The organism is Brevundimonas sp., assembly GCF_041648615.1.
In the GTDB taxonomy this organism is placed as follows: Bacteria; Pseudomonadota; Alphaproteobacteria; order Caulobacterales; family Caulobacteraceae; genus Brevundimonas.
The window spans coordinates 1-2,852 of sequence record NZ_JBAZOS010000088.1 but is presented as its reverse complement, the minus strand read 5'-3'; the positions used below and the strand labels follow the sequence as shown (position 1 = coordinate 2,852).

6 protein-coding genes are annotated in these 2,852 nt (G+C 68.6%); 5 read left to right on the top strand and 1 reads right to left on the bottom strand.

Going from position 1 to position 2,852, the window contains the following annotated elements; all coding sequences use genetic code 11:
* The 3 genes from WC555_RS15600 to WC555_RS15590 form a co-directional block, all read left to right on the top strand.
* The coding region (locus WC555_RS15600; RefSeq protein ID WP_373255044.1) for a hypothetical protein at positions 1-102 on the top strand (102 nt) is incomplete at its 5' end.
* Positions 103-202: 100 nt separating this feature from the next.
* Positions 203-898: a tRNA (guanosine(46)-N7)-methyltransferase TrmB gene (gene trmB, locus WC555_RS15595; protein ID WP_373255043.1), complete on the top strand. Its 696-nt coding sequence runs from the start codon at positions 203-205 to the stop codon at positions 896-898.
* A gap of 17 nt (positions 899-915) precedes the next feature.
* On the top strand, positions 916-1,419 hold the full coding sequence (locus WC555_RS15590; protein WP_292126730.1) for a DUF1993 family protein: 504 nt from the start codon (positions 916-918) through the stop codon (positions 1,417-1,419).
* A 7-nt stretch (positions 1,420-1,426) separates the two neighbouring features.
* Here the strand turns inward: WC555_RS15590 and WC555_RS15585 are convergent, their stop codons facing one another.
* Complete coding sequence (locus WC555_RS15585; protein WP_373255042.1) at positions 1,427-1,921, bottom strand: hypothetical protein; 495 nt, start codon at positions 1,919-1,921, stop codon at positions 1,427-1,429.
* Positions 1,922-2,095: 174 nt separating this feature from the next.
* On the opposite strand from WC555_RS15585, the gene rimP reads away from it, so the two are divergent.
* Complete coding sequence (rimP, locus tag WC555_RS15580) at positions 2,096-2,638, top strand: ribosome maturation factor RimP (RefSeq protein WP_373255039.1); 543 nt, start codon at positions 2,096-2,098, stop codon at positions 2,636-2,638.
* A gap of 3 nt (positions 2,639-2,641) precedes the next feature.
* A partial coding sequence (locus WC555_RS15575) for a NusA N-terminal domain-containing protein (protein ID WP_373255036.1) occupies positions 2,642-2,852 on the top strand: 211 nt, incomplete at its 3' end.

The following is a 2,852-nucleotide window of genomic DNA, read 5'->3' as shown; positions in this document are numbered from 1 at the left end:
CGCACCTCCGCCTACGGCCATTTTGGCCGTGCGCCGGACGCCGACGGCGGTTTCAGCTGGGAGAAGACCGATCTGGTCGACCAGCTGAAGGCGCTGGTCTGAGGCAACAGGGGTCAGGCAACAGGCAACGGAATGCCGTCCGCTGTTGCCTGTTGCCTGATGCCTGATGCCTCAGCGGCTCCATCGGGCTATAGCGCCCGCCATGTCCTCTCCCGACGACCCCGCCCACCGCCCGCTCCGCTCGTTCGGCCGCATCAAGTCGCGCGCCATCAAGCCGCGCCAGGCGGCCCTGTTCGACACCCTGCTGCCCGGCATCGCCCTGCCCGATCCCAAGGGCGGGCCGATCGATCCCGCGGCCCTCATGCCCGGGGCGAAGGCGGTCTGGCTGGAGATCGGCTTCGGCGGGGGCGAGCATCTGGCCGAACAGGCGGCGCGCCATCCCGACACGCTGATGATCGGCTGCGAGCCCTTCCTGAACGGCGTGGCCTCGGCCCTGCGCCATATCGACGAGCGCGGGCTGAAGAACGTCCGCCTGCACGCCGACGACGCCCGCGACGTGATGACGGCCCTGCCCGACGCCTCGCTGGACCGGATCATGATCCTGTTCCCCGATCCCTGGCACAAGGCGCGGCACAACAAGCGCCGGCTGGTGCAGGACGAGACGGCGGTGGAGATCGCGCGTCTGCTGAAGCCCGGCGGCCGGCTGCGCTTCGTCACCGACTGGAAGGACTACGCCGACTGGGCGCTGGAGAAGTTCGAACGCACGCCCGGACTGGTCTGGCAGGCCGAGGCTGCCGACGACTGGCGGACCGCCCCGGCCGACCACGTGGTCACCCGCTATGAAGAAAAGAAGCTGGGCGACACGGCCCCGATCTTCCTCGGCTTCATCCGAAGCTGAGCCTGAAGGAACGCCCCATGAGCCTTCCCCTCGACACCCTGTCGACCTCCATGTTCCTGCGCGGCCTGAACGTGCTGTCGGGACTGATAGATCGCGCCGTCGAAGCCGGTCTCGACGAGGCGGTCGTGATGGAGGCGCGGCTGGCGCCGGACATGCGGCCCTTCCCCGACCAGATCCGCATGGCCAGCTTCTCGGCCCGCAGCTGCATCGCCCGCCTGACCGACCAGCCCTGGCCGAAGACCGACGACGCGGAGGCCAGCCTGGCGGACCTCAAGGCCACGGTCGCCCTGTCCATCGCCTTCATCGAGGGCGTCGAGGCCGCGGCCTTCGCCGGCGGCGAGACCCGCCGGGTCGAACTGCGCTTCCCCGGCGTGGAGCTGAATTTCGAGGGCCAGGGCTATCTGACCAGCTTCGCCCTGCCGAACTTCCATTTCCACCTGTCGATGGCCTACGCCATCCTGCGGCATCTGGGCGTGCCGCTGGGCAAGCGCGACTATCTCGGCCAGCTCGACCTCGTCTGAAATCCGGTCAGCGGCGGCCGGATGCACCGGCGAGGGCGCGGATGAAGGCCAGTTGTTCGTCCGTCTCGGGCACCGGCCGGCCGCGGGCCTTGCCGACGCGCAGGATCGCCTCGTCGACATTCATCCCGCCTTCGACCAGGGCCGCGATGGCCAGGGACGGGGCGCGCCCCAGTCCCGCGCGGCAGTGGATCACGAGGGTCTGTCCCGCGCGCAGCCGGCCGTCGATGGCGCTCGCCACGCGGCGGTAGTGGACGACGTCGGCGGGGACGCCGTGGTCGACGATCGGAAAATGATAGAAGCCGACGCCGTGCCGCCCCGCGACCGCCGCCTCGTCAGCCAGGCCCAGGTCGGCCGCCTCGGCGGGCTCAAGCAGGCTGACGACGTGGTCGACCATGCCGTGCGCCAGTCTGGCCATCTGCCCCTCCAGCGCCTCGCCGCCGTCGGGTCTTCGCGAAATGCCGAGACGCCCGGGGGTGTCGAGGCCGATCCAGTGGACTTTCATGCCGCCCCGTTCTGGCTGGCCTCCGGCCGGATGGCAATGCCGCCGCCCGGAAGGACTTCCCACCTTGGCGTCTTTGGCCTATATGCCCCCTCACATCGTTAGACCGGCGTCCAACGGCGCCGTTTGAAGCGGCGGCCCCGGATGGCCCGCCGCTTTTTGTTTGGACCAAAGCCTTTGAAGGCCAAGACCGTTGAAGACCGCGCTCTGCTGGAGCTGATCGAACCCGTGGCGGAAAGCCTGGGTCTCGACATCGTGCGCGTGCGCCTGATGGGCGGCACGCTGCGCCGACGGCTGCAGATCATGGCCGAACGGCCCAGCGACCACGACATCGCCGTCGAGGAATGCGCCCGCCTGAGCCGCGCCGTGTCGGAGGTGTTCGACGCCGCCGACCCGATCGCCGGCGAATATCTGCTGGAAGTGTCGTCGCCGGGCGTCGACCGTCCGCTGACCCGGCTGTCCGACTTCGACCTGTTCGAGGGCTTCGAGGCGCGGCTGGAAAGCGATCGCATGATCGAGGGCCGCAAGCGGTTCAAGGGCGTGATCGCCGGCACGGACGGCGACAATGTCGCCATGGATCTGGAAGGAGAGGAGGACACCGCCCTCATCCCCTTCGACTGGCTGGTCGACGCCAAGCTGGTGCTGACCGACGAACTGATGAAGGCGGGCGCCGAGAAGCGCGCCGCCCGTAACGACAACTCTGTTGAGACCGAGGACTAGACCATGGCTGTAGCCGGCGTTTCCGCGAACCGACTCGAACTGCTGCAGATCGCCGACGCGGTCGCGCGCGAGAAGAACATCGACAAGGAGATCGTCGTCGAGGCGATCGAGGAGGCGATCCAGAAGGGCGCCAAGTCGCGTTACGGCGCCCACCACGACATTCGCGCCAAGATCGACATCAAGTCGGGCGAAATGGCCCTGACGCGTCACGTCA